The organism is Engelhardtia mirabilis, from assembly GCF_007748095.1.
GTDB lineage: Bacteria > Planctomycetota > UBA1135 > UBA1135.
Genome location: NZ_CP036287.1, coordinates 3,804,364 through 3,830,954, shown reverse-complemented (window position 1 = coordinate 3,830,954; position 26,591 = coordinate 3,804,364). Strand labels below are relative to the sequence as shown.

Annotated in this window: 19 protein-coding genes; 13 read left to right on the top strand and 6 right to left on the bottom strand. The window is 70.5% G+C overall.

Annotation, left to right across the window (positions count from 1 at the left end; translation table 11 throughout):
* The first annotated feature begins 201 nt into the window (after positions 1-201).
* Genes Pla133_RS14235 through Pla133_RS14225 form a run of 3 tightly spaced genes read left to right on the top strand, consistent with a single transcriptional unit; the run spans position 202 to position 3,999 of the window.
* Complete coding sequence (locus Pla133_RS14235) at positions 202-2,100, top strand: OPT/YSL family transporter (RefSeq protein ID WP_419191532.1); 1,899 nt, start codon at positions 202-204, stop codon at positions 2,098-2,100.
* Entirely contained in the window at positions 2,097-3,344 is a 1,248-nt protein-coding gene (locus Pla133_RS14230) for a hypothetical protein (protein WP_145066345.1), read from the top strand. The genes Pla133_RS14235 and Pla133_RS14230 overlap by 4 nt, the downstream gene beginning before the upstream one ends.
* A gap of 10 nt (positions 3,345-3,354) precedes the next feature.
* Entirely contained in the window at positions 3,355-3,999 is a 645-nt protein-coding gene (locus Pla133_RS14225) for a hypothetical protein (RefSeq protein WP_145066343.1), read from the top strand.
* 123 nt (positions 4,000-4,122) lie between these two features.
* Here the strand turns inward: Pla133_RS14225 and Pla133_RS14220 are convergent, their stop codons facing one another.
* Positions 4,123-5,298, bottom strand: coding sequence for a pyridoxal-phosphate-dependent aminotransferase family protein (locus Pla133_RS14220; protein ID WP_419191531.1), 1,176 nt, complete (start codon positions 5,296-5,298; stop codon positions 4,123-4,125).
* A gap of 44 nt (positions 5,299-5,342) precedes the next feature.
* Here Pla133_RS14220 and Pla133_RS14215 point away from each other — a divergent pair, with 44 nt between their 5' ends.
* Positions 5,343-5,834: a DUF4442 domain-containing protein gene (locus tag Pla133_RS14215; protein WP_145066339.1), complete on the top strand. Its 492-nt coding sequence runs from the start codon at positions 5,343-5,345 to the stop codon at positions 5,832-5,834.
* Between the two features lie 123 nt (positions 5,835-5,957).
* Here Pla133_RS14215 and Pla133_RS14210 read toward each other — a convergent pair whose 3' ends face one another.
* Positions 5,958-6,893, bottom strand: coding sequence for a hypothetical protein (locus tag Pla133_RS14210; RefSeq protein WP_145066337.1), 936 nt, complete (start codon positions 6,891-6,893; stop codon positions 5,958-5,960).
* Positions 6,893-8,263 (bottom strand): glycosyltransferase family 39 protein, encoded by a 1,371-nt coding sequence (locus Pla133_RS14205; protein ID WP_145066335.1) that lies wholly within the window; start codon positions 8,261-8,263, stop codon positions 6,893-6,895. Before Pla133_RS14205 ends, Pla133_RS14210 begins: the two co-directional genes overlap by 1 nt.
* A 120-nt stretch (positions 8,264-8,383) precedes the next feature.
* Here Pla133_RS14205 and trxA point away from each other — a divergent pair, with 120 nt between their 5' ends.
* The 6 genes from trxA to Pla133_RS14175 all read left to right on the top strand — a co-directional run bounded on the left by trxA (position 8,384) and on the right by Pla133_RS14175 (position 15,346).
* A complete protein-coding gene (trxA, locus tag Pla133_RS14200; RefSeq protein ID WP_419191529.1) occupies positions 8,384-9,241 on the top strand; it encodes a thioredoxin in 858 nt (285 codons plus the stop codon).
* Positions 9,241-9,786: a DinB family protein gene (locus Pla133_RS14195; protein WP_145066331.1), complete on the top strand. Its 546-nt coding sequence runs from the start codon at positions 9,241-9,243 to the stop codon at positions 9,784-9,786. The genes trxA and Pla133_RS14195 overlap by 1 nt, the downstream gene beginning before the upstream one ends.
* A gap of 5 nt (positions 9,787-9,791) precedes the next feature.
* On the top strand, positions 9,792-12,155 hold the full coding sequence (locus tag Pla133_RS14190) for a penicillin acylase family protein (RefSeq protein WP_145066329.1): 2,364 nt from the start codon (positions 9,792-9,794) through the stop codon (positions 12,153-12,155).
* Between the two features lie 137 nt (positions 12,156-12,292).
* Complete coding sequence (locus Pla133_RS14185; RefSeq protein WP_145066327.1) at positions 12,293-12,721, top strand: PulJ/GspJ family protein; 429 nt, start codon at positions 12,293-12,295, stop codon at positions 12,719-12,721.
* Entirely contained in the window at positions 12,718-13,413 is a 696-nt protein-coding gene (locus Pla133_RS14180) for a PilW family protein (RefSeq protein WP_145066325.1), read from the top strand. The genes Pla133_RS14185 and Pla133_RS14180 overlap by 4 nt, the downstream gene beginning before the upstream one ends.
* A 34-nt stretch (positions 13,414-13,447) precedes the next feature.
* Complete coding sequence (locus Pla133_RS14175) at positions 13,448-15,346, top strand: hypothetical protein (protein WP_145066322.1); 1,899 nt, start codon at positions 13,448-13,450, stop codon at positions 15,344-15,346.
* A gap of 661 nt (positions 15,347-16,007) precedes the next feature.
* Here Pla133_RS14175 and Pla133_RS14170 read toward each other — a convergent pair.
* On the bottom strand, positions 16,008-20,432 hold the full coding sequence (locus tag Pla133_RS14170; protein ID WP_145066320.1) for a hypothetical protein: 4,425 nt from the start codon (positions 20,430-20,432) through the stop codon (positions 16,008-16,010).
* Between the two features lie 223 nt (positions 20,433-20,655).
* Between Pla133_RS14170 and Pla133_RS14165 the strand changes: the two genes are divergently transcribed.
* A complete protein-coding gene (locus Pla133_RS14165) occupies positions 20,656-21,759 on the top strand; it encodes a polysaccharide deacetylase family protein (RefSeq protein ID WP_145066318.1) in 1,104 nt (367 codons plus the stop codon).
* On the opposite strand, the gene Pla133_RS14160 is transcribed toward Pla133_RS14165, so the two are convergent.
* Positions 21,649-23,265 carry a sensor histidine kinase gene (locus Pla133_RS14160; RefSeq protein WP_145066316.1) on the bottom strand — a complete coding sequence of 539 codons (1,617 nt, stop codon included), beginning with the start codon at positions 23,263-23,265 and terminating at the stop codon, positions 21,649-21,651. The two genes, Pla133_RS14165 and Pla133_RS14160, sit on opposite strands and share 111 nt — an antisense overlap.
* Before the next feature lie 10 nt (positions 23,266-23,275).
* Positions 23,276-24,034 carry a response regulator transcription factor gene (locus Pla133_RS14155; RefSeq protein ID WP_145066314.1) on the bottom strand — a complete coding sequence of 253 codons (759 nt, stop codon included), beginning with the start codon at positions 24,032-24,034 and terminating at the stop codon, positions 23,276-23,278.
* A 188-nt stretch (positions 24,035-24,222) separates the two neighbouring features.
* Between Pla133_RS14155 and Pla133_RS14150 the strand changes: the two genes are divergently transcribed.
* Both Pla133_RS14150 and Pla133_RS14145 read left to right on the top strand, forming a co-directional pair.
* On the top strand, positions 24,223-25,398 hold the full coding sequence (locus Pla133_RS14150) for a hypothetical protein (RefSeq protein WP_145066312.1): 1,176 nt from the start codon (positions 24,223-24,225) through the stop codon (positions 25,396-25,398).
* Complete coding sequence (locus Pla133_RS14145) at positions 25,370-26,590, top strand: ABC transporter permease (protein ID WP_145066310.1); 1,221 nt, start codon at positions 25,370-25,372, stop codon at positions 26,588-26,590. Before Pla133_RS14150 ends, Pla133_RS14145 begins: the two co-directional genes overlap by 29 nt.
* The last annotated feature ends 1 nt before the right edge of the window (position 26,591 follow it).

Genomic DNA, 26,591 nt, shown 5'->3' with positions numbered 1-26,591 from the left:
AGCGGGCAAGGATCACGGCTCGGACGCGCTCGGCTTCGATCTCGGTGACAGATCGGTGCCAAGTCTCCGACGGCTCAACCACCGCGGTCGTTGACCCGGCCCCCACGGACCGCGATCCTGGACCGGCCGTCCCCGTGCGGGGCGGCGAGGTGGTGTCGATTTCTCGACTCCGCCGGTCACGGTCCACCCACGGAGCCGAGTGTGTCCAACTCCGAGCAAGTCCCGCCCCCCGCTTCTCCCGGCGATTCGCCCTCCGCGATCGCCCCCGGCGGCGCCTATCGAGCGCCCGAGACCCAGCCTCCGGGCAAGCAGGGGCCCTACCGCGAAGTGACGATCTCCTCGATCGTCTTCGGCATCGTCGTGGGCGCGCTGCTCAACGCGTCGATCACCTACTCGGGGCTGAAGATCGGCTTCACCGTCGGGGGCAGCGCGGTGGCCGCGGTGTTGGGCTGGGGCGTGCTGCGCGGAATCCTGCGCAAGGGCACGATCGTCGAGAACAACATCGGCCAGACCATCGCCTCCTCGGTCAACACCTCCAACTCGGGCGTGATCTTCACGGTCCCGGTGTTGTTCCTCTTGGGGCTGCAATCCACCTGGGGTTGGACCGACTGGGTCTGGCTGGCGGCGGCGTGCGCGGCGGGCGCGATCCTGGGGGTGGCCTTCATCATCCCCACGCGCAAGCAGATGATCGAGCTCGATCGCCTGCGCTTCCCGACCGGCACGGCGGTGGCCACGGTGCTGCGCTCGCCGGGCGAGGGGATCCAGAAGTCCCTGGTGCTCGTGGTCGGGATCCTGGTGGCGATGGTCGTGACCTTCCTGGTCCAGGTGCCTCAGCTCAACAAGGTCTTCGGCGGCCTGGACTGGCCGACCCTGAGCCAGCTCGGCATTCCGATCCTGGGCGACGAGACGATCGACCTGACGATTCCCATGGCCGCGGCCCTGGGTGACTTCTGGCGCCCGGAGTTGACCTTCGTGTGGGCCATCGCGCCCTTCGCCCTGGGCGCGGGCTTCATCACCGGTCGACCCGGCCTGGTGGTCCTCGCCGGCGGCATCCTGGCCTACTGGGTCATCACGCCGATCGCCTTCGCCAACGACTGGGTCGCCTTCGGAACCAGCGCCGAGGCCGCGGCCGCGGTCGTGCGCGGCGCCATGAACCGGCCCCTGGGTATCGGCATGCTCCTGGGTGGCGCGCTGGTCGGCCTGCTGCTCGCCCTGCCGGCGATGCGCGGCGCGTTCAGTTCCTCCGGGAGCTCCTCCAAGTCCGGTCGCGGTCGCGAGGAGATGCCCATGTGGGTGCTCGCGATCGCGATCCCCGCCGCCTTCGCCGTGCTGTTCTTCGCCGCCCGCTCGACGATCACCGATGGCTCGATGGGGCAGGCGGCTCTGATCGCCGGCATGGGGACGGCCTGGATGTGGTTCGCGGGCATCGTCATCGCCCAGTGCACCGGTATGACCGACTGGAGCCCGATCTCGGGCATCGCGTTGGTGACGGTGCTGATCTGCATGTTCCTGACCGACATGCAGGTCATCCCCGCGGTCATGATCGGCGCCGCCGTGTGCGTCGCGATGACTCTTTGCGCGGACATGATGCAGGACCTGAAGACCGGTCACCTGGTGGGGGCGAAGCCCATCCGCCAGCAGATCGTCGAGATGTCGGTGGTCTGGATCGGACCCGCGATCGCGCTCCTGGTGGTCTACCTGATCGCCCAGAACAACCTGACCACCGTCGGGGTCCCCTTCGGCGACGGCACGGACGTGCCGGCGGCCCAGGCGGTAGCGCTTCAGGCCGTGATCGAGAGCATGCGTGGCGGGGACGCGCCGATTCACCTGTACGGCATGGGCGCGGCCATCGGGGTAGTCCTGTCCCTCTCGGGCCTCGGTGGCCTGGGAGTCCTGGTGGGCCTGTCGATGTACCTGCCGCTGATGTACCTCTTGCCTTACGGCCTGGGCTGCCTGATCCAGATGTTCTGCATCGCGGTCAAGGGCCGTGGTTGGACCGAGCGCTGGGGGTTGCCATTCGCCGCCGGCTTGCTCGTCGGTGAGGGCATGGTCGGCGTCGTCGTGGCCGGAGTCGCCTTCATCTTCGGGGGTGCCGCGTGAAGGGTTCGATCGGACAGTTGCTGCTGGTCGTCGGAACCGTTGTCGCCTCCCTGGCTGCGGCCGCCGGGGAGAAGCCGTGGATCGCGCAGCCCCTGGGCAGCGTGGCCCTCGACGATCCTGCGACGTTGTTGTTCCAGGACGTGACCAGCGAGGTCGAGCAGGGCGCCGAGCCGCTGGTCGTAGCCGAGGCCGGCGCGCCGGTGACCGGTGCGGCGGTGGAGGCCCTGCGAGCGGCGGGCGCCGAGTCGGTTCGCGTGCGCCGGATGCCGGTCAAGTCCGAGCTGGTGGCGACCTCCGACAGCGAGGGTCGTGTGCTGGCAGAGCCGCTCTACGCCGACATCGCGAGCGGCGCCGGAGTGAGTCGGGAAGAGGCGACCTCGCGCTTGAAGCGGGCCGCCGAGCTCGAGGCCTTCGCGGTCGACTTCGAGGCCGATTCCGGAGTGCTGCCGGAGGGCGGCGTTGTCTTCGGCACAACCGACCTCGACGGCGTCGAACAGCTCAGCGTGACCACCGAGAGCGCGCCCGACGGCGCGCGGGTCGTGGGCACCGCGGCCGACCTCGCCGCCATGGGATCGAGCGCCCTGGTGGTCGGCATCCCGACCATGCGCTCGGTCGCACGGGCCGGGCGCTTCGTCGATGCGGACCTGGCCGCTCGCCTGACCGAGCTGGGCTTCGCCGACGTGTCGGTGAACATTCCCGCTGCACCCTGGGACGTGAACGCCTGGGGTGCCCGTTGGTTCTTTGGAGGCGGGCTCCTGGTGATGGTGATCGGCGTGATGTTGATGCGTAGCGCCCGTGTCGAGTCGGCCCTGGCGGCGGCCCAGGCCGCGGAGGCGGGCGACGAGGCGAGCCCGCGCGAGTCGCTCAAGGTCGTCGTCGAGCGGGTTCGAGCCATGAACGCCGCAATCGCCGGTCTGTCGCGCGAGGACCTGATGACCTCCTGCGACGCGCTCCTGGGCGAGCAGGTCTTCGCCTTCGGCGAGGCCAAGGAGCAGCTGCGGGCGGAGCTCGGCGGACGGGTCTACGCCCAGGTGATGACCGCCTTCTCGACCGGCGAACGCCGCCTCTCGCGGGCCTGGTCCGCGGCGGCCGACGGCTACCGCGACGAGTCCGTCCAAAGCCTCGCGGAGTGCATCGAACCCTTCGAGACCGCGCTCGAGGCCCTGGGCGGCAAGCCGTCGGTGTCGCGCACCGACAGTGGCGCGGAGTACGTGGTCTGGTCGCCGGGTGGCAGGGAGAACTGATATGGACGCGATGCAGAAGATCGAGAGCCTCGAGCGTCGTCTGGCCGAGCTCGAACGCGGGCGTCGTCGGGGGCGGGCCATGGCGGCCGCCGGGGCCGCGGCTGCGGTGGCGTTGCTGGTGGTCAGCTTCACCCGACAGGACTCCACTCCCGCAGCGCAGGAGGAAGTGGTCGAGGGCCTGCCCAACGACGAGCTGATCCTGCGCGACTCCGAGGGTCGCAAGCGCGTCTGGCTCGGCGTGCTCGGGTCCGGGGAATGCGGACTGGGTCTCTACGACGAATCCGAGACCGCCCGCGCCGAGTTCTTCGTGGGGACCAAGGGCGAGGCCCGCATGTTGATCACCGATCGACTCGGAACGCCCAGGGCCTTCATCGGGGTAGCCGAGGACGGCCTGCCGCTGTTGCGCTTCGCGAACGGCAAGGCTCAGGCCGTGCTCGAGGCCGGCCTGATGGCCGACGGCTCGACGCGCCTGCGCGTCAAGGACCCGGGCGACGGCGGCAGCGCCGACCTGCGCGTGCTCGAGGACGGCCGACCGGGCCTGGAGCTCACCGGCGACGACGGGCGCACCCGCGTCTCACTCGGGGTCTCGTCCCAGGGCGTTCCCGGCCTGCGCCTCAAGGGCAACGACGGCCGCACGGTCTTTGAGCGCCCATAGACGTATTCCTCGTTCCTCGCGGATCCGCGGCAGCTCGAATCCACGACCGCCGGGTTCCAAAGCCCGCTCAGGCGCCATCCGGGTGCAGCGCTGGCGTCGATCAGCCGGCTTCGCGGTCGGCGCTCAGGCGTCGTAGACACTCGCCGCGGCGGCGATCGGGTTTTCGGGGGCGCGGTGGCCCATGTCGGCCAGGACCGTGGCCAGGGCGCTGAGCACCAGGTGCACGTTGCGGCGCGAGCTGCCCGAGCCCATCAGGCCGATGCGCCAGGTGTTGCCCTTCATCGGGCCCAGGCCGCCGCCAATCTCGATCCCGAATTCCGACAACAGGCGTCCACGAACCGCCGCGTCGTCGATGCCGTCGGGGATGCTCACGGTCGTCAGAGGGTTGAGCCGGTGCTCCTCGGCCACGCGCAGCTCGAGTCCCAGCGCCTCGAGCCCCGACCACAGGGCGTGGGCGTTGAGCTCGTGGCGCGCGAAACGCGGCTCGAGCCCCTCGGACAGCACCAGGCGCAGGGCCTCGTGCAGCCCGAAGAGCATGTTGATCGGCGCGGTGTGGTGGTAGGCCCGCGGCCCGCCCCAGTAGGCCTCGATCAGGTTGATGTCGAGGTACCAGCTCTGCACCGCCGAGGCGCGCGAGCCGATGCGGGCGATGGCGCGGTCGGAGAAGTGCACCGGCGAGAGGCCCGGCGGGCAGGAGAGGCACTTCTGGGTGCCCGAATAGAGGGCATCGATGCCGCTCGCGTGGACGTCGAGCGGGTGGCCCGCGAGGGACGTCACCGCGTCCACGAGCAGCAGCGCCCCGCACTCGTCGGCGAGCTCACGCAGGCCCGCGAGGGGTTGCAGCACGCCGGTCGAGGTCTCGCCGTGGACCAGGCCAATGAAGCGGAACTGCCGGCCGGCTGCGGCGCGGCGCAGGGCTTCGAGCTCCAGGGGTCGGCCCCACTCCGCTTCGACCAGGGTCACCTCGGCGCCCGCCCGCCGGGCGACCTCGGCCATGCGACCGCCGAAGACTCCGGACTGGCCGATCAGCACGCGGTCGCCGCGCTCGACCAGGTTGACGACGCAGGCCTCCATTCCGGCCGAGCCGGTCGCGGACAGGGCCGTGGTGCGACCGCCCCGGGCTCCGAGCAGGCATTCGAGCATGGACCGAATCTCGTCCATGGTCTGCAGGAAGGCCGGGTCGAGGTGACCGACCGTGGGCAGGGAGATGGCGCGCAGGACCGACGGATCGACGTCAGAGGGACCCGGTCCGAGCAGGGTGCGGGCGTGGGCGCGCAGGGGGGCGGGGAGCTGCTCCATGGCGCCCAGTGTAAGCCCTGGGCTCGGCCGCTACGCTGGCTGCGATGGGGCGACCTTCCGGCGAGAGCAGGCACCGGCCGCGGGTATGGTCACCGCGCGGCTTCCGCTGGCTGATGAGCCTGTACCCGCCCTACCTCCTGGGCGGCGTGCGCATGGTGGCGGTGGCGACCGACCTGCGCGGCTGCCGCGTGCGAGTGCGCCACGGCCTGCTCAACCGCAACCTCAACGGTACGGTCTTCGGCGGGACCCTCTACAGCGCCGCGGACCCGATCTACGCGGTGCTCTTCTGGCAGATCTTCGCCCGCGAAGGGCGTGCGGTCCGGGTCTGGACCCGCTCGGCGTCGGTGCGCTTCCGTGCACCAGTGACGACGTCGATCGAGTACGACTTCCACATCGACGACGACGTCGTGGATCGCGCGCGGTCGGCGCTGGACGCTCGCGGGAAGTTCGAGCAGGCACTGCACGTGGCCGGAGTTGCTCCGGACGGCAAGGTCTGCGTGGAGATCGAGACCGTGGTGCACCTGGCTGCGCGGTGAACGTCGCGCGGTGAACGTCGCGCGGTGAACGTCGCACGGTGAACGTCGCACGGTGAACGTCGCACGGTGAACGTCGCGCGGTGAACGTCGCGCCGTGATGCCGGCGCGCAGCCCGTCGCTGTCTCAATCGGTCCACACCCAGGTGTGCAGCTCCGCCGGCCCCAGTGAACGGCCACCGCGGGTCGTCGACCAACCCGCCAACTCGCTCGGATCTCCGTGCAGGGTCACGAAGCCGAAACCGTCGACGTCGCCCACCGTGGTGGCGCCCGGTGGCAAGCTGAGTCGGAGCGCGAACAGGTGATTGCGCGAGAGCTCGATCGGCTCGAAGCGCAGCAAGAGGTGCCCGGCGATGGTCGGCGGGGGCAGCTCGAGCACGACTCGACGCAGGTGCTTGCCCGGGTCGGAGCCCTCGAGCCCTAGGCTGGACAGAATCGGTTGACGGGTCCATGCACGCCCTTCGGGTTCGAGCGGGATCGCGTAGACCTCGAGCACCACGGGACCGGCGTCGGCGGGTAGGTTCGCCATCGGAATCGCGAAGCCCGAAAGGCGGTCCAGGTCGGGCCGCACGGCGCGCCACAGCTCGCCGGGTCCGAGGGGCTTGCGGCCGAAGTCCCAGCGCGTTCCGGTCACACCGCGCGCGCGCAACCAGGGCACGAGCGCGGCCTCGTCCGGGCAGGACAAGCCGAGTCGGAGCGAGCCGCTGCCGTCGAGTTGCGGTGAGTCGAAGTCGAAGCGCAGGTGCGCCGACCCGCGGTAGGAACCCTGGACCAAGCGCCCGCGGGCCCGGGCGGGCGCGCCCGCGGTTCCCTCGACGTACAGGGTCCCGAGTTCGGTTCCCAGGGGCGCGCCCGGGCGCACGGCGATCTCCACCCGTCGCAGGCGTTGGCCGTTCACCGGCAGGGTCTGGACCAGGGCCGTCCCGCCACGCAGATCGCCGGCGACGAGGATCGGGGGTCGGTCACGCACGGCGACGTCGGGCAGGTCGGCGGCGCGCAGGACGAAGTCGATGCCGGCCACGAGCAGCCCGGCCAGGGCGGCGATCAGGATCGAGGCGCGCATCAGCTCCCCAGGGCCATCCGTTCGTGCAACAGAGCCCCGTCGAAGAAGGCCAGGGCGAACCACAGGGTCAAGAGGAAGGCGAAGCTCGGCGCCGCGGCCGGGCGCAGACGGCCCGCCCAGGCGCTCCACCATCCGAATGCAGCCAGGGCCGTGGCGGCGGGGAGGGCCGGGTAGAGGTAGCGCCCCGCGGCCTCGCCGCGCAGGGCCACCAGGGCGAACTGGGTCAACAGGACCAGGATCAACAGCAACAGGGCAGGTCGCGAAGTGCTCGCGGACTCCGACCGCACCCCGCGCAGCAGGCCGATCAGTGCGACGACCAACGCAACGACGGCGAGCGCCGCGAACCAGCTCGGCACGGTTCGCCCATACCAACCGAAAGCACCCAGCAGGGTGCGGAAGAGCTCGATCCAGTTGGGCGCGGCCAAGCCGTCCTGGAGTCGCTCGAGCGCACGCGAGAGGTTGGCCGGGATCACCGGGCCGGAGCGCAGGGCGGCCACGGCGCCGGCGATCGTGGCTCCAAGGAGAGCCAGGCCGAGGACGGGCCACGTGCGGCCGAAGCGTCGTCGCAGAAAGACCAGCGCCAGCACTGCCGCGGGAACCACGGCGCTGACCGCAGTGCTCTTGATCCAGGGCGCGACGCCTGCGGCCAGAGCCGCGATCAGCAGCCACCGACGGCGATGGTCGCTCAGCCCGCGCAGGGCGACGTAGGTCGCGAGGGCCACGACCAGCTTGGCCAGCACATCCGGATTGACCGTGGCCGCTTGGCGCAGGTGCATCGGCATCAAGGCGGCCAGGGCACCCACGGCCGCCGCTGGAGCGGGCCCGCCCAACCGGCCCGCGCAGTGGTAACACAGGCCGACGACCGCGACGTAGCACAGTGCCGACAGCAGCCGCAGCCAGCGCAGCCGCGCGATGGTCCCGTCGAATGGGCACAGCCGCAGCCAAGCCCCGGCCAAGAGGTAGTAGCCAGGCGGCTGGGCCGCTGCGGAGATTCCGGGGTGGATGGCGTCGAAGCTGACCGCGCCGGAAGGATCCTCGGCCCAGTCCACGCGGCGCCACACGTCGCTCGCGTCCAGGGCTGCGAGGATCTCCGCCTGCTTCGCGCGAATCTCCCCGTGGTCGAGACCCGGGAAACGCCCGGCAACCTGGTACTGGGACGGGGAGAGCGTCGCCAGGTCCGCGACCCTGGTGACCATGCTGGTGCTGGGCAGATGACCCGCGGCCACGTGCTCGGCGTACTCCAGGTGCCACGGCTCGTCCTCGCCCATGAAGGGCGGCAGCATCCACTGGGACAGGAGTGCGACCGCGAGCGTCAGCACCACCAGCCACCGGGGGCACGGCGGAGCGGGCGGGCGGGGGGGGGCCGGCATGGCCCGAGGATAGCCGCCCCGAGGGCCGAGGCGTTGAGCCGCGCGCCGGGTGGCTTATGCTGCCAGCTCTCGTCCGCCGCCCCCTCGGGTCCCCGATCGACCCCGAATCCGAAACTCTCGATGCCCAGTGCCTCTCCCCACGTCGTCGACGTCGGCGTCTCCAACTTCGCGCTCGAGGTCGTCGAGCGCTCCAAGACGGTGCCGGTCCTGGTGGACTTCTGGGCCGAGTGGTGTGGGCCGTGCAAGACGCTCGGGCCGATCCTCGAGAACCTCGCCGTCGAGCTGAACGGGGCCTTCGTGTTGGCCAAGGTCGACACCGAGAAGGAGCAGGAGCTGGCCGCCGCCTTCCAGGTGCAGAGCATCCCCACAGTCGTGCTCGTGATCGACGGCCGGCCGGCCGACGGCTTCGTCGGCGCCCTGCCCGAGGCCGAGATCCGTCGCTTCCTGGAGCCCCACGTCGGTCCGGTGGAAGATCCCCTGGAGCCCGCGCGGGCCGCGCTCGAGGCCGGTGACGCCGCAGGAGCGGTGGCCATGCTCGAGGGCCTCTTCGCCGATCGCCCCGACGACGACGAGGTCAAGCTGCTGCTGGCTCGCGCCGCCCTGGAGGCTGGCGACAGCGCGCGCGCGATCGGGCTGCTCGACGCACTGCCGCCGTCCGTTGCCGAGGGCGCCGAGGCGCGGGCCCTGCGCGCGCGCCTGGCCCTGGCGCAGGAGCAAGCCGTGGACCTCACGGCCCTGGCGGCCGCGGCCCAGAACGAGAAGGATCTCGACGCGCGCATCGCCTACGGACGGGCTCTGGCCAGTGTCGGGCGAGTGGAGGAGGGTCTCGACCTGCTGCTCGAGACGATCGAGATCGACCGCGAGTACAACGAGCAGGCCGCCCGCCGAGCGATGGTCGAGGTGCTCGACTCCCTCGGCTCGTCGAGCGACCTGGCCCACAGCTACCGCCGCCGGCTCCAGATGGCGATGTACGTCTGATGTGGCTCGAGGACACGCCCGCGGACGTCCGGCGGCTGTTCGACTTCTACCGTGAGTGCGAGTCGATCGTCGCGCTCGAGGACGAGCTGCTCTTCGCCGCCGCGCCCGAGGTCTCCGGCTGGTCCGCCGGGCACCATCTGTTCCACATCACCCTGGCCAACGAGTTGGCCCTGCGGAACGTGCGGATGCTGGTGGACGGCGGGTCCAAGTGGATCGTGCACGAAGGTGGACCCAGCCTGCTCGGGCTGCTGTCGGTCCACCACGGCGTCATCCCGCGCGGCGTCGGCCAGGCTCCGCGCGCCGTCACGCCCCCGGCGCGGCCCGATCCGACAGTCGTGCGGGACACCTACCACAGCAACGTCGCCGAGCTGGAGCGCCTGACCGGCGACCTGGATTCGATCATTGCGGCGCGCGGTGGGATCCCGCACGCCGACCTGGGCGTGCTGTCCGCGACCCGCTGGCTGCGCTTCGCCGGGCTGCACGGCCAGCACCATCTGCGGATCATGCGCGAGGTCCTCGAGGCCCTGCCGGCGCGGAGCGCTTGAAGGCGATGGGGGGCAAGCTCGGCGCCGTGGCGATGGCCCTCGCGGCCCTGGTGCTCGGCGTCTTGGCGTACTTGCGAGACCTCTCCCACAGCGGGCTTCCGTGGCGTTCGGGGGACCTGCCCCTGGCGGGCCTCGCGGGCCCGGTCGAGATTCGCTTCGACGACTACGGCGTGCCACACGTGCGGGCGGAGCACGCCTTGGACCTGGCCCGCGCCCTGGGCTTCCTGCACGCCAATGACCGCATGACCCAGATGGAGCTGGGCCGGCGCGCAGCCGCCGGGCGACTGTCCGAGGTCCTGGGCGAGGGGCTGGTGAACTTCGACGTGCGCATGCGGAGGCTGGGCGTCGCCCGCGCCGCGGCCGAGGGCGTGGCGCGGGCGTCGGATCGGTCGCGCGCCTGGTTGGAGGCCTACGCCGCCGGTGTCAACGCTTGGCTCGAGCGCCGCGGCGACGACCTGCCGCCCGGACTGCGTTTGCTCGGTCTGCGTCCGGAACCCTGGAGTCCGGTGGACTCCGCCGCCTACCCGATCCTGATGGCCTACGACTTGGGCGAGCCCGCTCGCACCGAGCTGCGGCGATCCCAGTGGTTGGCGGCCGTCGGGGTGCCGCGGCTCGCGGAGCTGATGGGCGTGGACGAGCTGCACGTGCCGGAGGAGTTGCTCCGAGCACTGGAGCAGCTGCCCGATCCGACCTCCGACGAGCAGGCCGATGGAGCGCGCGGCAACAGCAACAACTGGGCCCTCACCGGGGCGCACACGGCGACCGGCGGTCCCCTGTTGGCCGGCGATCCGCATCTGACCGTGGGCTTGCCTTCGCGCTTCTTCGCGGCACGCCTGTCGGCGCCGGACTTCGAGGTCTTCGCGCTGACCCTGCCGGGCACGCCGGCGCCGGTGATCGGCGTCGGCGAGCACCGCGCCTGGTCCCTGACCAACACCGGCCTCGACGGCGACGACGTGTTCCTCGAGCGCGTCGACGAGGGCGGCGGTCGCGTCGCTCGGCCCGGCGGCTGGCTCGAGCTCGAGAGCCACACCGAAGAGATTCACGTGCGCTTCGGTGAGACGCGCCAGATCACCGTCGCGCGCAGCGACCTGGGGCCGTTCTTCCCCGGCGATTCGACGGCGCAGGGCCTCGACCGCCTGGCGCGCAGCGTGGCTTGGACCGCGCTGGAAGCTGCCGATCCCCTGCGCCTGTTCCTGGCGTTGGTCGAGGCACCCGCACTGGAAGTGGCCCTGGAGGCGGCGGATACCTACGTCGCGCCGGCACAGAACCTGCTGGTGGCCCAGGCCGATGGGCGCATGGCGTTGCAGGTGATCGGGCGCGTCCCGCAGCGCAGGGCGGGTGATGGGCGCCTTCCGGCTCCCGCTTGGAGCGGTGAGTACGGTTGGCGCAACTACGAGGGCAGGCTGGACGAGGGCGGCCTGTTGCACGTGTCGCCGAGCTCCAACCCGCGTCAGATCGACCCCGAGTCGGGACGCTTGTTCAGCGCCAATGCGGACATTCGGCCGCCCGGCTACGTGGGGGAGTTCTACGCCGACTGGGCGCCACCCCAGCGTCAGAGGCGCATCGAATCGGCCCTTTCGTCGCGGGAGGGTTGGAACACCGACGACCTGGCGGCGCTGCAACTGGACGTGACGTCCCTGTTCGGCCTGGAGTTGGCGGCAGCGCTGGCCGCGGACGATCTGAGCGGGGACGCGACCCTGGCGCGCGACGCCCTGTCGCAGTGGGACGGTCAGGTCGGGGCCCGTGGTCCCGGGGCGTTGTTCGTGCTGGTGCTGCGCGAGTTGATGGCGGCCATCATGGCGGACGAGTGGGAGCAGGGCGGCGCGCCCGCGCCCACCGGACGGGGCCCGGAGTACACGCTGGTGCGGCTGCTGTCGGGCGAGCTGGATCCGATCTGGTTCGACGACCGCCGCACTCCCGAGGTCGAGGGCCGAGCGCAGGTGGTCCAGGCGGCCCTGGCATCGGCCTGGGCCAGCGGAGCCGCGCGCTTCGGGCCTGACGTGGCCGATTGGCGCCTGGACCAGATCCAGAGTCTGACCCTCGAACACCCCCTGGCGGCCTTCCCCGGGCTCTCGGGCAGCTTGAATCGGGGGCCCATCCCCTTGCCAGGTCACTCGTCCACGGTGGCCGCCATCTGGGCCCATTGGGAGGCCGATGCGTTGGTGGTGACCGGTACGGCCGCCCTGCGATTCGTCGCCGATCCGGCCCACCCCGCGGGGTCACGCCACTCCCAGCCCGGCGGGCAGTCCGGGCATCCGTTCGATCCCCACTACGCCGACCAGATCGACGCCTGGCGCACGGCGACCGGCATCCCGGTCCCCTGGGAGGCCCCAGAGGTATCCGAACGGCGGATCCTGCGCCTCCGCTGAGGTTTTACGTAGCGGGCCTTATCGGCGCCGCGCGCGAGGCCCGATAGGCCTCCTCGTTGGCGGACCGACCTGGGGGTCGACCGCGAGATCGCGAAGTTTCGCAGGGGGGCGGGTGCGTGGGGCATCCGAGACCGACGATGACCATTGGGGCAATGTGGGGAGCGAAGCGCCGGCGACGGGGCTTCTCGGTGCTGGAGCTGATGCTGGCCATGACCGTCATGACGGTGGGCCTGGTCGCTGCGTTCAGTGGCCAGATCGGGACCCAGCAGGTCATGCGACAGAGCAGGGAGACCCAGCTGGTGCTGACGCGGCTCGAGACGGTGATGGAGTACATCCACGCCCAGAAGCCGGAGGACCTGCCCACCAACCCGGTCGTGGCCCACGGCAAGACCGCGCCGTTGGACGATGATCTCGGGCTCGACAACCTGAAGATCATCACCCTCTACGACGGCTACGTGCCCGGCGTGGAACCGCCGGACCCTCTGCACTTCAAGATCACCGGCGCGTGGACGGACTTCGAAGGACGCCAGCGCTCGCTGACCTTGGCATCGGTGGTGACGCGATGAGGGACACACGCAAGAACCGGCGTCGGGGTGGGTTCACGCTGCTGGAGCTGACCATCGGCGCGAGTCTGTTGGTGATCCTGGGAGCGTCGATCCTCGAGTCGACCTCGTCCATGAAGCGCATGGCGCTGACCAGCTCCACGGAGAGCATGCTCCAGGAACAGGCTCGGCGAGCGCTGCACACGATCGTGCGGGACCTTCGCACCAGCGGCTTCGTGCAGCTCGGCGCGCTCGACTATCCGCACTTCTTCGACGGGACGCCCGACGCCAACTACGGCGCGCCCGAGCACGCCCACGAGCAGCCGACCAAGGTCGCCGAGGCGGGCGACCTCGACTTCGGCCCCAACCGCGAGATCCTGTTCCTGTTGCCGGCGGACATCGACGCCAACGGCACGCCGGACGTCAACCCGGCTGACGGCAGCTTGATGTGGGACACCGATGATCTGGTCTCCTACACGGTCGTGACCGGCCTCGACGGACGCAACACCCTGTTGCGCCGCGAGACCGACGGCGGCTCGCGGGTGATCGCCCGCGACGTGGAGCGGTTCAACGTCGAGGACTGGACCATCAACCCCATCCTGCCCCCGAACGCCGTGCGCGTTCAGATCTACTTCCGAGCGAGGGACGACGACGGACGCGAGTATCGCTACCGAACGGAGAGCTGGGTCAGCCTCCGCAACGGGACCAGCCTGTGACACCGGAGAAGGGGAACGAGTGGGGACACCAATCATGAGTACCGAAGAACGATTCAGTCAGAGCCTGTCGATTCGCCGGGCCGAGGGGCTCAAGCTGCTCGGCCGCGGGGGCAAGGGGCGCAAGCGCGGCCGACGGGGTGTGGCGATGGTCGCTGCGGTGATTACCGTCTTCTCGGCGGGCGCGCTGCTCAGCGTGATGCTGACGCTCGCGCACTCGACGAACAAGGACGCCAACGTCGCCCACGACGAGCTGCGGTCGAAGTTCATGGCCGAGGGAGCGCTCGAGGTCGCCACCAAGGACGTGCAGTCCCTGGTTGCCAACTGGAACCTGCCGACGGCGGTCAAGGGCGACTGGATCGACATCGACGGGACCTCCGTCCCGTTCACGATGGAGCCCAGCGGCTACTTTGCCGTGCAGTCCGACGAGAGCGGGATCACGGACTACCTGATCGGTTATCAGCTGACCGCCATGGCGAACGTGGGCGACTCCAGCTACCGCATGCGGCGAGTGGTGAACTGCCGCGCGACGCCGATCTTCCAGTTCGCGGTGTTCTACACCAACGATCTGGAGGTCCACAACGGGCCGGACATGACCCTCGGGGGCCGCGTGCACTCGAATCGGAACATGTACCTGAGCCCGAATGGTGGGAAGCTGACGATGGATACCAACTACATCCATGCCGTCGGCAGCATCTTCCGCCACCGCAAGAACAGCGTCTCGGCCTCGAACGGCACGGTCGACATCCGCGAGTGGGTGAGTGATCCGTGGGATCCGACGGAGCCCGAGAAGTACACGCCGATGATGAGCCAGTCGGAGCTCGAAGCCTACGGCTTCTCGAGCATCAGCGGCTACGACAGCAAGTTCCTGTTCGGCGTCGACGGCAACGGCGACGGGGACTTCAACGACATCGGCGACATGCCGGCCTTCATCAAGGGCTCGTTGACCATGTGGGACGAGCCCGACGGGTACAGCGGTGGGTCGGGCAACACCGTTCTGACCGGCGACCACGGCCTGGGTGAGGCGGTGACGCCCGGGATCGGTTCGATCCAGCTGTACGAGCAAGTCGATCCGGGCAAGGGCAACTACAAGCTCGACGCCGTCACCGGGAAGTACGTCCCGAGTGCCGGCGGAGACTACCAGCCGGGCTTCTTCCACCAGAACGCGGGGCTCAAGCTGCTGCTCGAGCCCGGCGCCGGAGGCGAGCCCGAGCTCAAGGCCTACAAGGGGCTGGCCGACGTCACGGACGACCTGGTGGACTCCGGAGTGATCTACCTGAGCGAGATCTTCGACGCGCGCCAGGCCGACGGCACGGAGAACCCGTCGGGGATGGTCACGGTGATCGAGGTCGACATGGGCAAGCTCAACGCGAGCGGGTACTTCCCGTCCAACGGTCTGCTCTATGCGGGTAGCTACTTCGCGGGTGAAGGCACCGAGGCCGGCGGGCTCAAGGCGGTCAACGGCTCCGAGATCTCGGCGCCGCTGACCATCGTCTCGCAGACGTCGATCTACGTGGAGGGCGACTACAACACGGTCAACAAGACCAGTGCGGCAGCGATCGGCGATGCCGTCAACCTGCTCTCGAACAGTTGGGACGACACCAAGACGGCGGGTAGCCTGCCCAAGGCTTCGGACACGACCTTCAACCTCGCGCTGATCACCGGCAACCAGGAGACGACCGGGAACACCTACAACGGTGGCCTCGAGAACCTCCCGCGCTTCCACGAGAGCTGGAGCGGTAAGACAGCCAAGATCAACGGGTCGTTCGTCAACACCTGGACCAGCAAGTTCGCGACGGGCGCGTGGAAGTACGGCGGGGACCGCTACACCGCGCCCAATCGCGATTGGTCTTACGACGAGGACTTCAACGACATCAAGAACCTGCCGCCCTTCACGCCCATGGCGGTCACGGCGGACCCGGTCGTTACCTGGTAAGACCCTGCGTCCGCCTCGGGCGGGGGGTGCCGGAGCAGGGGTCTGCCTCCCCAGGGGGTTGACCCCTGCCCTCGTTCGGGGCTAGAACCGAGTGCGTCGTCAGTGGGAGTCGGACCGAGAGCCGCTCGTGTCCGACTCGCGCCAGCGGCCGCCGGCGGGGAAGACCCCGACGCGCGCGTGCCCCGGGACGCCGGGGCTGGCATGGAGCCCGATGGAGGGTCACCTCACCCTCCGGAGGGGAAACGCCCCGAAAGGAGGTGGTCGAAGCCATGTGTGACGGTTCCAGGAGTCTGCACACCTGAGGAGCGCCGGCTTCTCAGACCTCCGAGCCGCGGCGCCCACGCCGCTGATCGGGCGGACGATTCGCCTCGCTCCCCCCGACCCGCGCAGTGGGTGACCACGGATCGTGGGTCTCAAGGACTGTGCAGTCCAAAAAGGGCCCGCCCCCGCTGTCCGCGGTGGCGGGCCCTCCAGTTGGGTCAATCGCCCGAGGCTCTGAGTCCGAGGCCTCTGAGTCCGAGGTTCGGTCACTCCCATCGGATTGGAACCACGCTGGCAGAGCGGCCATCCGCCAGCGTCGCGACGGCCGCGCTTTGTCGCCGCGCTTTGCCGGTGGCGGCTCGGCTCGCGGCGTGCGAGGCCGAGCGTCCGAACCGGGGCGTCAGGTGGTGAGACGCGTCCGGACTGCCTCCAGGGCCTGTCGCCGTCCCTGATCGTCCAAGCTCTCGCCTTGCTCGAAGCTGTCGATCAGTCCGTCGAGTTCGCGGGCGAGGGCAGCGGGGTCGACCCCATCCAGTTGTTCCAGCGCACGGAAGTCCTCCGCCAGATCCGGAGCGAGCTGCACCAGGCGCGTCAGTGGAGAGGCGAATTCGCCCTCGTCCGCGTGGTCACCCATGTGGGCGAGCTCCGCGGCCAGAGCGGCGGCCCTTTGGCGCAGCTCGTCCAACTGGGCGTCGCTGGACTTGAGCCTGCCCGAGACCTGGAGCAGCGAGCTACGCGCTCGATCGCGGTCGGTCTTGACCATCTGGGTCTGTTGGATGAACTGATCAAGATCGGCCTGGGTGGCTGCCAGGCGAGCACTCGTCGACTCCAGATCGCTCCGCGTGGCCGCCAGTTCACCGCGGTTGCGCTCGAGTTCGACTTCGACCGCCTCCAAGGCAGCGCGGGTGTCGTTCAGCTCGGTGACGCGATCGTCGCGCTCACGCTCGGTAGCCGAGGCCCGTTCACGGGCCTGCTCGAGCTGCTGACCCAGGGCCTGCAGGTCCATGGCGGCAGCACCCAGCTCGCCGCGCGTCTGCGACAGCTCGCCGCGCACCCCGTCGAGATCCAGCTCCAACCGGGAGACCTGCTCGCGGCTGGCGGCGACTTCGCCCGACTGGCGCTCGCGGTCCTGCTCGGCTGCCTCCGCCCGGGCGAGCGTTGCCTGCAGCTCTCCCTGGGTGTCGGTCAGCTGACGTTGGGCCGTCGAGATGTCCTCGTTGGCCTCGCCGAGTTGCTGTCGCGTCGAACCCAGGGCGGATTGCACCTGCTCGACCTCCGCTCGGATCCGCTCCACCTCGGCCGCGCGCTCGTCGCGCTCCGCGGCGGTGGCGGCGAGCTGCTCGTCGGTCTGGCGCAGTCGTTCCTGGACCTGGTCCAACTCCGAGCTCAGTCCATCTCGCTTGCCTGCCGTTTGCACCAGCTCGAGCTTGGTTTGCTCCAACTCACGGGCCGAGTCCTGCAACTCCTTTTGCGTCGAGGCCAGGGTGGCCTCGATGCTGTCGCCACGCTCCCCGGCCTCGACCAGGAGGCTCTCGGCGTTGGCGAGCCGGTCTTGGGTGCCCAGCAGTCGATTGCGGGTCGACTCGAGGTCCCCTTCGACGCTACGGGCGCGCTCGTTGGCCGCTGCGAGTTGAGCGCGCGTTGCCGTGAGGGCGGCCTCGACCTGCGACGACTGCTCCGCGGTCGTGGCCAGCTCGTTCTCGAATCGGGTCGACTGGTCCGTCGCTCGGGCGAGCTCGGTGCTGGTGGATTCCAGCAGCTCGGTGGTGGCGCGTAGCTCCTGGCGTACGGCCTCCAACTGCGCGGCGGTCTCGCCCAGCTCGGTCCGGGCTCGCGTCAGCTCGGCCCGCTGCTCCTCGCTGCCGGCCTCGGCTTGCTGCGCCCGGGCCAGAGCTTCGCCCAACTGGCGATCGGTGCTCTCGACGCGGTCGTCTGTGGACTCCAGGCGCGCCTGGGTCTCAGCCAGCTCGGAGCGCAGGCCCTCGAGGCTCGCTCGGGTCTCGCCCAGCTCGAGGGTCCGCTGGTCGCGCTCGGCTTCGAGCTCCTCGCCGCGGGCCGTCGCGGCCTCCAGCTCGGAGGCCGTGTCGGCGAGGCGCGCGTTGGTGTGCTCGAGGTCGCCCTTCAACACGTCGAGCGCCTGGCGGCTGCGGTTCAGCTCTTCGCTGCGCCGGTTCGAGGCCTGTTCGGCCACCTCGGCTCGGGCCATCGCCGCGGCCAGCTCCTCGGCCGTCGACTCCACCTGTCGACCGGTTTCGCCCAGCTCGGAGCGCAGGGTCTCGAGCTGTCCGCGGGTCGAAGTCAGCTCGTCGCGCAGCTCGCTGAGCTCCAGCCCGAGTGTCTGCTCCCGCTCCGTGGAGGAGCCCAACTCGGCCTCGGCCGTCTCACGACTCGCACGCTGGACTCCCAGCTCGGACTCGAGCTGCTCGAGCTGCCCCCGCAGGGCGGCAGCGGCGTCCCGTTCGAGTTGCAGTTCCGCCTCACGGGAGCCCAGCTCGGACTCGAGCTGACCCGCGTGGTCACGGGCGTCGCGCGACGTCGCTTCGATCTGGGCGCGCAGGCCGCTGCACGCGTCCCGTTCGAGCTGCAACTCACCCTCGAGGGCCAGCACCCGGCTGTCTTTCAGCTCCAGGACCTGACCCGTGCCGCGGGCACGGTCGCGGGCCAACTCGAGCTCCGCCAGGAGCGTCGCGCGCGCATCCTCGAGCGCCCCGATGCGTTGGTTCGACACCTCCAGGAGCTGGGTCGTGCGGTCCACCTGCGCGCCCGACGAAGTGGCCTCGGCGCGAGCGTGCGTCAGCTCGGCGCGCTGCATATCGAGCGCATCGGTGAGCTGCTGCGCTCGCAGCTCGGACGCGGCGAGTGCGGCGCGTACCTCGACGAGCTGGTCATGGATCTCCTGGGTGCTGGACTCGCGCTCGCGGGTGCGGCCGCGTTCGCCTTCGAGTTCGGCCTGGAGCGCCTGTTCCGAGGCCTGCAGCCGTCGCTCGGACTCCTCGAGCGACGCGATCTGCGCCTTCGCCTCGTCCAGTGCTTCAACCAGGCTCGCGCACTCGGCACCCAGCTCACCCGCGTCGGTGCGTGCCCGCATCAGCTCGGCGCGCTGAATGTCGGTCGCGTCGGAGAGCTCCTGCGCGCGGCCCTGCGCCGTGGCGAGCTCGGCCCGCACGTCGTCCAACTCCGAGCGGACCTTGTGGACCAGGTCGTCGCGCTCGCGGACCCGATGCCGCTCCAGTTCGAGCTCGACCTCCAGGTCCTCGGCCTCGCTACGGGCGGCGGCGAGGGCTGCCTCGGCCTCGGCCGCGGCCCGCTCGTGGGCCTCGGCCTCGGTGGCGAGATGCTGTTCGAATTGCTCGCTGCGCTGGCGGGCGTCTTCGACTTCCTCCTGGGCCAGCTCCAGCTCCAGGGCCAGAGCCGTGCGGGCCTGCTCGAGTTCCACCGAACGCGAGCGACTGACCTCCAGCTGCGCGTGCGCCGTCTCGAGCTCGGCGCGCGTCTCGCCCAGCACCTGCTCGAGCCGCCGCCCGTGGGTCTCGAAGACCTCGCGCACCTGCGAGAGCTCCTCGGCCACGGCGGCGGTTCGGGCGCGGTTGGTTTCCAACTGCGCGTGGGCAGCCTCCAGCTCTTGTTGGAGCCTATCGATCAGCTCTCTGGCCTGCATCTCGCCCTCCTGGGCGGCTGTTTCAACTCGGGCCTCGGCCGCAGCGAGCTGCGCCCCGAGTTCCGCCAATTCCTCGCTCCGTCGCGCCTCACGTTCCTCGGCCTCGGCAATGGCCTGCTCGGCGTGCTCGCGTGCTTCGTGTTCCCGTTCCAGATCCTGGCCGATCGATGCGCTGGCCTGCTGCATCTCGGTGCGCAGGGCGCCGAGCTCGTGCTGCAGACGCGCGCGATCGTGGGCGAGATCGGCGGCCTCCGACTCCACTTCGGCCGCGCGTGCCCGGGCTGCACCGAGCTGGGCTTGGAGGTCGCCCGCGCGTTCAAGGGCGCTGTCTATCTCCGCCAGGCGCGCGACCGCAGCGGCGCAACTGTTGCGTGCGGATTGCTCGAGGTCGCGGTGGTTGGCGCGCAGGGCGCCGATCTCGCGGCGCAGCGCCGCGACTTCGCCGCTGCGATCGGCGCTCGCCAGGCGCTCCTGCAGGCCCCGCACCTCCTCCGCGTGTCGGCTGCGTCGGTGCTCCAGCTGGGCGGCGACCTCGGCGGCATCGGACTCGGCTCGGCCCAGGGCCTCGAGCTGGCTGCGCAATTCACCGATCTCGTCCTCGAGGCCTCGGGCCAGCTCGCGCGCGGCCGTCTGTTCTGATTCGGCCCGCTCGGCTCGCTCGCGCAGCGCCTCGACTTGCTCGGCGAGTTCGGAAGCCCTGGTGTCTTCGGCAGTCTCGATCGCGTCCTCCCGGTCCGCGCTCGGGTCGCCGCCTTGCTCCTCGTCCGCAGCGGCGGAGGCCGAACCCAGGGCCAACTCCTGCTCCAGACGCGCGATCTCGTCGCGGGTGCGGCGCAGCTCCTCGCCCAGATCCTCGTCGCCCGCGTGCGCCGCGAGGCTCTCGCGGGAGCGGGACAGTTGCTCGCCCAACTCCGCGACCGTCTGTTCCAGCTCGACCACTCGACTGTCGGCCGCGGGGGCGGAACCTCCCTCGAGGGCGGCGGCCAGTTGGTCCCGCTGGGCCTCGGCTCGGACCAGCTCGGACTGCATCCGCTCGAGCTCGCGTCCCCAGCGTGCCTCGGTCTCCTCCGAGCCCTGGCGGTGGAGCCGCGACCGGACCACGAGCGAGTAGAGACCACCGGTTGCAAAGGTGGCCAGTAGGGCGGCGGCGAGCGGGAGGATCTCCATGGGGGGGCGGGACCCGGGGCGGGGTTCCTCCCCGGGGTGTCGGATGACCACGAGTGGTCCTTGAGTGTTTGCCGTCGGCGGGAGCGCGCCGGACGAGGTGGGGGCGCTATGCTCCCTGCCGAGGACCGTCCGGGTCCCGCTTCCTGGAATTCGGACCCTTTCGATGGCTCCCCATTGCCACCAGCTCCAACCACCTAGCAAGCGGCTCGACTTGCCTGCCGGGATGCCTCCGACGCTGCTCGTGCAGGTCCACACGGAGGAGGAGTTCGACTGGCAGGCGCCCTTCGATCGCAAAGCGACGGCCACGACGTCGGTGCCGCAGTTGCCGCGGCTGCAGGCGGTCTTCGACGCCCACGGCACCGCCGCGACCTGGGCTGTGGATTGGCCGGTGGTAGAGCATCCCGGGATGGCCGAGGGCCTGGCGACCTGGGTCCGCGACGGCCGCGCCGAGGTCGGGGCACACCTGCACCCCTGGGTCAACCCGCCCTTCGTCGAAGAGGTCAACCGCACCAACTCCTTCGCCGGCAACCTGCCGCCGGAGCTCGAGCGTGAGAAGCTCGGTCGATTGGTGGCCCAGATCGAGGCGCGCATCGGCGTCGCGCCCAGAACCTACGTCGCCGGTCGTTACGGCGTCGGACCGAACACGCTCCGGGCCCTGGTCGAGCTGGGGTTCCGGATCGACGGGAGCGCGACGCCGCCCTTCGACTTCCGCGCCGAGGGCGGTCCCGACTTCAGTCGCTTCCCGGTCAGTCCCTATCGCTACGACGGGGTTCCCGAGCTGCTCGGACTCCCGGTGACCGGCGGATACCTGGGGCTCCTGCGGTCCCTGGGCCGGGTCCTCATGCCGCTCATCGACGCGCCCCTCGCCAAGCGATTGGGGGTCGAGGCGATCCTCTCTCGATTGGCCGTACTCGAGCGCGTGCGTCTGTCTCCGGAGGGCTTCAGCCTGGCGGAGATGCAGGCCCTGACCCGGCGCTTCCACGCGGACGGGGAACGGGTCTTCACCCTCTCGCTGCACTCCACGTCGATCCTGCCGGGGGGCAGCCCCTACTGCGCCACCGAGTCCGACGTGGTCGAGCTGCTGGGCCGCCTGGATCGCTACCTGGGTTGGTTCCGCGGCGAGTTCCAGGGCCGAATCCAGTCGCACCTCTCCTTCGCCGACACCCTCGCGGAGATCGAGGGTGGGGCGCGCCCGTGGGCCAGCGGCCGAGCGGACTCAACTGGCGCGGGGCAGGCGCAGTTCGAAGCTCGCGCCGACGTCGGCCGGAAGTCGGCGCAGATCCCCCCCGAGCTCCCGGGCCAGACCCCGCGCGAGCGCCAGGCCTAGGCCCACTCCGGGCGCTCGTGACTCGACCGCTCGCTCGCTGCGCGCGTAGGGTTCGAACAAGCGTCGGGAGATGTCGCGCGGGATGCCGGGACCGTTGTCGCTCACACGAACGCGCACGGCACGGTCTGAGACCTGCAGCTCGATCTTCAGCTCCGGGTCGGCTCCACTGGCGCCGTACTTGACCGAGTTGTCGACGAGGTTCATGAGGATCTGCTCGACGGCCTGCCGGTCGGTGACCAACTCGACCTCGGGCGCGATGGAGCGCGGATCGGTCGCGTCGAAGCACAGTCCGCCCTCCAACGCGCGTTCCTCGAGCCGAGGCAGGATCACGTCCAAGAGTGCTCGCAGCGGCACGCGCTCGCGCGCCAGGCCCGCGCGGCGTCCTTCGATGCGCGAGTGGGTCAGGACGTTGTCGACCACCCGTCGCAGCCGTTCGGCCTCGGTCACCAGGGTGCGATGGTAGTCAGCCCGCGCCTCGTCGGTGCTGACCACGCCGTCGGCGAGCATCTGCGAGTACATGCAGAAGGTCGTCAGGGGGGTGCGCAGCTCGTGGGTCACGGCCGAGGCGAACCGTCCTCGCCGCGCGGAGAGCTCCCACGCGGTCCACAGGGCCACGACCGTCGCGCCGACCGTCGCCAGGAAGCCGATCCAGGCCAGGGTCAGCACCCGGCGCGTGGTCGACCAACCGGGGGGCGGTGGCGGCACGGCGTTCAGCTTCAAGAGCACCGGCAAGTTGGCCATGCGCGAGGTGCCCGGCTCGATCTCGCCGCGAGGCTGCTCGAGCAGCTCCAGTCGCAATTCGCGCTCGTCGAAGTGGGTGGCGTTGCGCAGGCGCTGTCGCAGGGCGGGCCAGTCGAACCAGACGCCTTGGATGCCGGCCGGCTCGTCTCCGCTGCGGCGTGCGAGAAGCAGGCGAAGTCGCCCCTGCTGATCCCTGCCGGGCGGGACGACGGCCGCGATAGGGCCGCTGGAACCCTCGACCCGCGAAGGGCTCAGGCGTTCCATCAGGAACGTCGCCAGGTCGGGATCGGCCAGGTCGCGCAGGAGCAGGGCGGCCCGCTCGATCGACGCGGCGTCGGTCCAGCCGCGCTCGATCGCGTCCCGATGGAACTCGGGCGCGGGGAGTTGGGGCGACGTCCAGCCGCTCGCCTCGTTCCAGGCGAAGTGCAGGATCGCGTAGCGGTCGGGCTTCACCAAGAGCGGCGATGGAACCAGGATCTTCCCGCCCGGGAGCGGCTCGCCCTCGCGGGTCAGGGCCTGATCGGTGATGTAGAACGCCTCGTAGTGCTCGTCCGGGCGGGCGGACTCGGTCGCCAGCAGTGGCGCGATGGCCGCGTCGGCGCGCCAGGTCGACTCGTCCAGCTCCCGTTGCAGGTCGTTGAAGCGGCGCGTGTCGAGGGTGTGGCGCTCGTAGGTCATAACGACCCAGCTCACAGCGAAGAGCGCCCCCACGGACACGGCCGTCAGGGCCGCGAGCAGGATCCAGCGGCGTCGCCCGAGGTTCATCGCACCTGGATCAGGCTGGCGATGCGTCCGCGTCGGTCGCCGGAAGCTCGCCGGCACCGGCGGCGGTGGTGGAATCGACGTTGCCCAGCGCGTAGCCCTTCGCGCGCACGGTCAGGACGACCTCGGGCTCGCCGCCGCTGTCCCCGAGGTGCTCGCGCAGGCGCGCGATGGTCATGTCCACGGTGCGGGTCTGGACTCCCCGTGGATCGATGCCCCAGACGCAGCGCAAGAGCTCCTCGCGCGACACGGCGCGCTCACGGTTGATGGCCAGGTGCTGGAGGAGGTCGGATTCGCGCTCGGTCAGTTGGGCGCGGGATCCGTCGGGCAGGGAGACCTCGCGGCGCTCGAAGTCGATCGTGCGCCCGGCGACCCGCAGCTGGGGCACCGCGTGGGGGCGTTCCGCCGAGCGCCGCAGGACCGCCTCGACCCGCGCCAGGAGCTCGCCGGTGCTGAAGGGCTTGACCACGTAGTCGTCGGCCCCTCCGCGCAGACCGCGGACCCGATCCTCCTCCGAGCCCCTCGCCGTCAGGAAGATGACCGGCAGCAGGGGCTGGAAGGCGCGCAACTGGCGCAGGACCTCGAAGCCGTCGAATTCCGGAAGCATCACGTCGAGCAGCACCAGGTCGTGGCTACCGGTCGCGCCGAGCTCGACCGCTCGACGGCCGTCGGGCGCTTCGGAAACGGCGTAGCCGGCGAACTGGAGGGCGTCGACCAGACCGCGACGGATGGCGTCGTCGTCCTCGACCACGAGCAGTCTCGCAAGGGGCATGGTCCGATGCTAACCCTGGGGGGCGGCCGGCGGATCACCGGGGGCGGTCACGGGGGCGTAACGGGGGAATCGCAGCGCCGCTCAGACCGGTCCAGGACGTCACTCCGCGGGCGCGAGCGGTTAGGCTCCCGGGTCCGCGGTCGGTCCTGCGCCCGCGCCTTCCACCCGGCCCTCAGCGAACTGCGCCGATGTTGATTGCTTCCCTGCTCGTATCCCTCGCCGCGTCCATTCCGGGCGGTGGTTCCGCCACCTCGACCGAACTGCAGCCCTCTGCGCTGGCGGTTCCCGTGCTGCAGGCTGCCGTGGCAGACCCCGCGCCGCCGCCCGAGCCGGCCACGGGTCGTGCCGCGGTCGTGTCGTCGGTCCAGGAGGAGGGCAGCAACCGTCGCTCGCCCAAGATCGAGATGCCCGCGGACCTGCCGACCGAGCCCCTGGTCTACGAGCGGACCTGGTCGCGCTATCGGGTCGACGTGGGCAACGTCGTGGCCGACTCGGAGCACCACGGGGCCGTGACCATGACGGTGCTGGAGGTGGACGACAAGGGGAACCGGGTGCTGCGCTGGCAGGCCGCGCCGGCCCAGTGGACCCGCGAGCTCAACACGGGCAGCTTGATCGACCAGGCCGCCGACAAGGGAGTGGCCGAGCTGCGCACGGGGCTCTCCTACGACATCGTGATCAGCCCCAAGTACCGCACGATGATTCTCGACGACGCCGAGGCCGCCGCCGCCGCCGCCGAGGGGGCGGTGGAGCGAGCGGTGCGCGAGATCGACGCCGGGAACTACTTCCACGCCATCAAGGAGCGCGCGCGTTCGACCGTGCGCAGCGCCTTCGCGACCCCCGAGCTGATCGAGTACACCCTGCTCGAGGAGCCCACGATCCTGTTCGAGCCCTTGGGCCGGACCTATCGCATGAACGAGGACCGTCGCTGGGAGGACTTCTTCGTCAACCCGGTCGGGGCAGCGCCCCTGCCCGCCCTGTCCGTCCTCGCGCCGGTGTTCCACGACGAGGAGAACCACCGCATGGAAGTGCGCTGGACCCGTGAGCTGGTCCACGAGCAGGCCGACGCGATCCTGGAGACGGACCTGGCGGCCCTGCGCCGGCGCCTGAAGGACAACGAAGCCGCGCCCTCCCTGGCCGAGATGTTCGCGATCCGCGAGGAGACGCGCTACCTGCTCGACATGCAGACCGGCCTGCCCCTGTTCGCGGAACGGCGCTCGCTCGTACGCATCGGTGCGGACGAACGCATCGAGAGCGTGCGCTTCGTGCTGAGCGGCTTCGAGGCGTCGGAAGATCTGACGGGACCTTGGGAGAACATGACCACGACGGGCCAGGCCAGTGGAACGGCGGAGAACGACGACCGCTGACCCCGGGAGCGGCCCCCCGCAAGGGGTCGAGGGAGAGACAGGCGCGGGCATCCCGAGCTTCGGTCCGCCCTTCACTGTTCGTCTCGAGGACGGCACCGGCGGCAGCAGTCGTCGGCTGCGCTTCGAAGGGGAGCTGCGCTTCCAGGCCTGCTACCGCTCATGGCGCCGGGTTCGGTCGATGGTCGAGGACGGCCCGGTCGGTCACTACGAGCTCGACCTGTCCGGGGTGCGGGGCATGGACGGCGGCAGCGCGGCGCTGTTGATCCAGTTGATTGGCGACCTGCGCGAGCGCGGGGCCGAGGGCGAGATCGTGGGCGCGACCGGCAAGGTGCGCGGTCTGCTCGAGCTCTACGGGGCCCACCCACCCAAGCCCAGCGACAAGGCCCCGCCGGCTCGTGTAGGCCTCTTCGAGCAGGTGGGCGCGGCGGTCGACGATCTGCTCGGCAAGCTCGGTGAGGCGGCGGACTACATCGGGACGTTGGTCGCGGAGGCGCGCCTCGCGATCCGCACGCCGCGTACGGTGCCCTGGGGCAACGTCGTCCGACTGGCCGAACGCCACGGCGCGGACGCCTTGCCGATCGTGGCGGCGATCAACTTTCTGGTGGGCCTGATCCTCGCCTTCCAAGCCTCCGGCCAGCTCGAGCGCTTCGGCGCCGAGATCCTCGTGGCGGACCTGGTCGGCCTGTCGGTGGTGCGGGAGCTGGGTCCCTTGATGACCGCGATCATCGTGGCCGGCCGGTCCGGCGCCGCCTTCGCAGCCGAGCTCGGCACCATGCGAGTCTCCGAGGAGGTCGACGCACTGCGCACCCTGGGCATGTCGCCCTACCGCTTCCTGGTCGCGCCGCGCTTCATCGCCTTGATCCTGACCCTGCCGCTCTTGACCCTGATGGCGGACGGCGTGGGGCTCCTGGGCGGGCTGGTGGTCGGCATCTACGTGCTCGACTTGACCCTGATCAGTTATTGGAACGAGACGCTCAGCGCCGTGGGCGGCCTCGACATCCTCGGCGGGCTGATCAAGTCGGTGCTCTTTGCCATGGTGATCGCGGCCATAGCGTGCCAGCGCGGGCTGGCCACCAGCGGCGGAGCCGAGGGCGTGGGGCGCAGCACGACGTCGGCGGTCGTCACCACGATCTTCCACCTGGTACTGCTCGACGCGGCCCTGACCTGGGTCTTCCGGATCTACGGAATCTGAG